The organism is Roseateles sp. GW821-FHT09H11 (genome assembly GCF_059415845.1).
Map to the genome: position 1 here is coordinate 1 of NZ_JBWKOA010000015.1, position 5,269 is coordinate 5,269.

Below are 5,269 nucleotides of genomic sequence, written 5' to 3' on the forward strand. Positions count from 1 at the left end.
TCGATCTGCGTGACCACTCACCTTGACGTTTTGAGTGTCAAAGTTATAGGGTCAAGCCTCACGGGCAATTAGTACTGGTTAGCTTAACGCATTACTGCGCTTCCACACCCAGCCTATCAACGTCCTGGTCTTGAACGACCCTTCAGGGGGCTCTAGGCCCCGGCAAGACTCATCTTGAGACGAGTTTCCCGCTTAGATGCTTTCAGCGGTTATCTCTTCCGCACTTAGCTACTCGGCGATGCCACTGGCGTGACAACCGATACACCAGAGGTGCGTCCACTCCGGTCCTCTCGTACTAGGAGCAGGCTCTCTCAATCTTGCAGCGCCCACGGAAGATAGGGACCAAACTGTCTCACGACGTTTTAAACCCAGCTCACGTACCTCTTTAAATGGCGAACAGCCATACCCTTGGGACCGGCTACAGCCCCAGGATGAGATGAGCCGACATCGAGGTGCCAAACACCGCCGTCGATATGAACTCTTGGGCGGTATCAGCCTGTTATCCCCAGAGTACCTTTTATCCGTTGAGCGATGGCCCTTCCATACAGAACCACCGGATCACTTTGTCCTACTTTCGTACCTGCTCGACTTGTCAGTCTCGCAGTCAAGCACGCTTATGCCAATGCACTATCAACACGATTTCCGACCGTATTTAGCGTACCTTCGAACTCCTCCGTTACACTTTGGGAGGAGACCGCCCCAGTCAAACTGCCCACCATACACTGTCCCCAACCCGGATAACGGGCCAAGGTTAGAACCTCAAACACACCAGGGTGGTATTTCAACGTTGGCTCCACCTGATCTAGCGACCAGGTTTCAAAGCCTCCCACCTATCCTACACAGATCTGTTCAAAGTCCAATGTAAAGCTACAGTAAAGGTTCATGGGGTCTTTCCGTCTTTCCGCGGGGAGATTGCATCATCACAAACATTTCAACTTCGCTGAGTCTCTGGAGGAGACAGTGTGGCCATCATTACTCCATTCGTGCAGGTCGGAACTTACCCGACAAGGAATTTCGCTACCTTAGGACCGTTATAGTTACGGCCGCCGTTTACTGGGACTTCAGTCAAGAGCTTGCACCCCATCATTTAATCTTCCAGCACCGGGCAGGAGTCACACCCTATACGTCGACTTTCGTCTTTGCAGAGTGCTGTGTTTTTAATAAACAGTTGCAGCCACCGATTCTCTGCGGCCTCATTGGGCTAACCAAGTAAATGGATCACCTACTAAAGGCACACCTTCTTCCGAAGTTACGGTGTCAATTTGCCGAGTTCCTTCTCCAGAGTTCTCTCAAGCGCCTTAGAATACTCATCTCGCGCACCAGTGTCGGTTTGCGGTACGGTCGTCAATAGCTGAAGCTTAGTGGCTTTTCCTGGAAGCAGGGTATCACTCACTTCGTCTGCAAGCAGACTCGTTATCACCCCTCATCTAAGCCCGGCGGATTTGCCTACCAGGCACGACTACAGGCTTGAACCGGGACATCCAACACCCGGCTGAGCTAACCTTCTCCGTCCCCACATCGCACTATTGATCGGTACAGGAATATTGACCTGTTTCCCATCAGCTACGCATCTCTGCCTCGCCTTAGGGGCCGACTCACCCTACGCCGATGAACGTTGCGTAGGAAACCTTGCGCTTTCGGCGAGGGGGCTTTTCACCCCCTTTAACGCTACTCATGTCAGCATTCGCACTTCTGATACCTCCAGCAGGCCTCACGACCCACCTTCACAGGCGTACAGAACGCTCTCCTACCACGCACAGTAAACTGTGCATCCGCAGCTTCGGTAACTGGCTTAGCCCCGTTACATCTTCCGCGCAGGACGACTCGATCAGTGAGCTATTACGCTTTCTTTAAATGATGGCTGCTTCTAAGCCAACATCCTGACTGTTTTAGCCTTCCCACTTCGTTTCCCACTTAGCCAATTTTAGGGACCTTAGCTGGCGGTCTGGGTTGTTTCCCTCTTGAGTCCGGACGTTAGCACCCGGTGCTCTGTCTCCCAAGCTGTACTCTTCGGTATTCGGAGTTTGCATAGGTTTGGTAAGTCGCCATGACCCCCTAGCCTAAACAGTGCTCTACCCCCGAAGGTAATACTTGAGGCACTACCTAAATAGTTTTCGGAGAGAACCAGCTATCTCCAGGTTTGTTTAGCCTTTCACCCCTATCCACAGCTCATCCGCTAGTTTTGCAACACTAGTCGGTTCGGACCTCCAGCACCTGTTACGGTACCTTCATCCTGGCCATGGATAGATCACCTGGTTTCGGGTCTACACCCAGCGACTAAATCGCCCTATTCGGACTCGATTTCTCTACGGCTACCCTATTCGGTTAACCTCGCCACTGAATGTAAGTCGCTGACCCATTATACAAAAGGTACGCAGTCACCCTTGCGGGCTCCTACTTTTTGTATGCATGCGGTTTCAGGATCTATTTCACTCCCCTCCCGGGGTTCTTTTCGCCTTTCCCTCACGGTACTTGTTCACTATCGGTCGATTACGAGTATTTAGCCTTGGAGGATGGTCCCCCCATATTCAGACAGGATTTCACGTGTCCCGCCCTACTCTATTCGTGCCTAGTTCCACAATCGACATTTCTCATACGGGGCTATCACCCGCTATGGCCGGACTTTCCATTCCGTTCTGATATGCCAACTGCTAAAACACGAGGGCTACTCCGATTTCGCTCGCCACTACTTTCGGAATCTCGGTTGATGTCTTTTCCTCGAGCTACTGAGATGTTTCAGTTCACCCGGTTCGCCTCGCACACCTATGTATTCAGTGTGCGATACCTCTAAACGAGGTGGGTTTCCCCATTCGGAAATCTCCGGATCAAAGCTTATTTGCCAGCTCCCCGAAGCTTATCGCAGGCTATCACGTCCTTCGTCGCCTGTAATCGCCAAGGCATCCACCACATGCACTTAGTCACTTGACCCTATAACTTTGACATCCGCAGATGTCGTCAAGGACAGATGCTCAACAACTTGAGCATTTATTTGAGTATCACGCGTTCGCCGTTCTTCAATTTCTACTCTTTTCAGAGTTGAAGTTTGTTGACGCAATCAAATGTCGCTGGCGGCACGGTGCCGGTCACCCCTTTACGAGTGCCAAGCTTTCCGCCAGCAACGCTGATTCGACTCTACGAATTGTTAAAGAACAACAGCCGACTAAAAAGTCGAGACTGGCAAACCACAACGTCATCCTTGACGCTGTGGTTTGCCACCCTTGTGAAGTGATTGGTGGAGGATGACGGGATCGAACCGACGACCCCCTGCTTGCAAAGCAGGTGCTCTCCCAGCTGAGCTAATCCCCCAAGATCTTGACGATCCTCGTGGTGGGTCTGGCTGGATTCGAACCAGCGACCCCCGCCTTATCAAGACGGTGCTCTAACCGACTGAGCTACAGACCCACGCGTTTCATGCGTGCTCCTGTATCGCGCCAACCGGCAAGGCCAGCTCGCCAGGCTCACGCGTTTTCTCACTCACTGTTGTGTGTCTACAGCCGATAAGTGTGGGCGCGCTGAACTCGCATTTTTCGACTCGACTCTCCCGAGCTGCCTAGGCAACCCGACGGTCTCGTCATTCTCTAGAAAGGAGGTGATCCAGCCGCACCTTCCGATACGGCTACCTTGTTACGACTTCACCCCAGTCACGAACCCTGCCGTGGTAATCGCCCCCCTTGCGGTTAGGCTAACTACTTCTGGCAGAACCCGCTCCCATGGTGTGACGGGCGGTGTGTACAAGACCCGGGAACGTATTCACCGCGGCAAGCTGATCCGCGATTACTAGCGATTCCGACTTCACGCAGTCGAGTTGCAGACTGCGATCCGGACTACGACCGGGTTTCTGGGATTAGCTCCCCCTCGCGGGTTGGCAGCCCTCTGTCCCGGCCATTGTATGACGTGTGTAGCCCTACCCATAAGGGCCATGATGACCTGACGTCATCCCCACCTTCCTCCGGTTTGTCACCGGCAGTCTCATTAGAGTGCCCTTTCGTAGCAACTAATGACAAGGGTTGCGCTCGTTGCGGGACTTAACCCAACATCTCACGACACGAGCTGACGACGGCCATGCAGCACCTGTGTCCAGGTTCTCTTTCGAGCACTCCCACATCTCTGCAGGATTCCTGGCATGTCAAGGGTAGGTAAGGTTTTTCGCGTTGCATCGAATTAAACCACATCATCCACCGCTTGTGCGGGTCCCCGTCAATTCCTTTGAGTTTCAACCTTGCGGCCGTACTCCCCAGGCGGTCAACTTCACGCGTTAGCTACGTTACTGAGAAGAAACCCTCCCAACAACCAGTTGACATCGTTTAGGGCGTGGACTACCAGGGTATCTAATCCTGTTTGCTCCCCACGCTTTCGTGCATGAGCGTCAGTACAGGTCCAGGGGATTGCCTTCGCCATCGGTGTTCCTCCGCATATCTACGCATTTCACTGCTACACGCGGAATTCCATCCCCCTCTACCGTACTCTAGCCATGCAGTCACAAATGCAGTTCCCAGGTTGAGCCCGGGGATTTCACATCTGTCTTGCATAACCGCCTGCGCACGCTTTACGCCCAGTAATTCCGATTAACGCTTGCACCCTACGTATTACCGCGGCTGCTGGCACGTAGTTAGCCGGTGCTTATTCTTCAGGTACCGTCATGAACCCCCAGTATTAGTAGGAGTCTTTTCTTCCCTGACAAAAGCGGTTTACAACCCGAAGGCCTTCTTCCCGCACGCGGCATGGCTGGATCAGGGTTGCCCCCATTGTCCAAAATTCCCCACTGCTGCCTCCCGTAGGAGTCTGGGCCGTGTCTCAGTCCCAGTGTGGCTGGTCGTCCTCTCAGACCAGCTACAGATCGTCGGCTTGGTAGGCCTTTACCCCACCAACTACCTAATCTGATATCGGCCGCTCCAATTGCGCGAGGTCTTGCGATCCCCCGCTTTCACCCTCAGGTCGTATGCGGTATTAGCTGCTCTTTCGAGCAGTTATCCCCCACAACTGGGCACGTTCCGATATATTACTCACCCGTTCGCCACTCGTCGCCAGGTTGCCCCGCGTTACCGTTCGACTTGCATGTGTAAGGCATGCCGCCAGCGTTCAATCTGAGCCAGGATCAAACTCTACAGTTCGATCTTGAATAAACTCAACGGAATCGAACAAAGACTACTTTCATAGCTTCATTCATATCTTCCGTGAGCATCTAGCGATTTAACCTTCTCAGGTCGCTCGTCCAGACGCCCACGCTTATCGGCTGTAAATTCTTAAAGAACATCGAAGCAGCTTTCGC

Annotated in this window: 2 tRNA genes and 2 rRNA genes; all 4 read right to left on the reverse strand. The window is 52.9% G+C overall.

The window, feature by feature from the left end:
* Nucleotides 1-47: 47 nt before the first annotated feature.
* A 23S ribosomal RNA gene (locus tag AC07PR_RS29525) occupies nucleotides 48-2,928 on the reverse strand.
* A gap of 302 nt (nucleotides 2,929-3,230) precedes the next feature.
* A tRNA-Ala gene (locus AC07PR_RS29530) sits at nucleotides 3,231-3,306 on the reverse strand.
* A 19-nt stretch (nucleotides 3,307-3,325) separates the two neighbouring features.
* A tRNA-Ile gene (locus tag AC07PR_RS29535) sits at nucleotides 3,326-3,402 on the reverse strand.
* A 180-nt stretch (nucleotides 3,403-3,582) separates the two neighbouring features.
* Nucleotides 3,583-5,111: ribosomal RNA gene (locus AC07PR_RS29540) — 16S ribosomal RNA — on the reverse strand.
* The 16S and 23S rRNA genes sit together here with 2 tRNA genes alongside, the layout of an rRNA operon.
* Nucleotides 5,112-5,269: the final 158 nt, after the last annotated feature.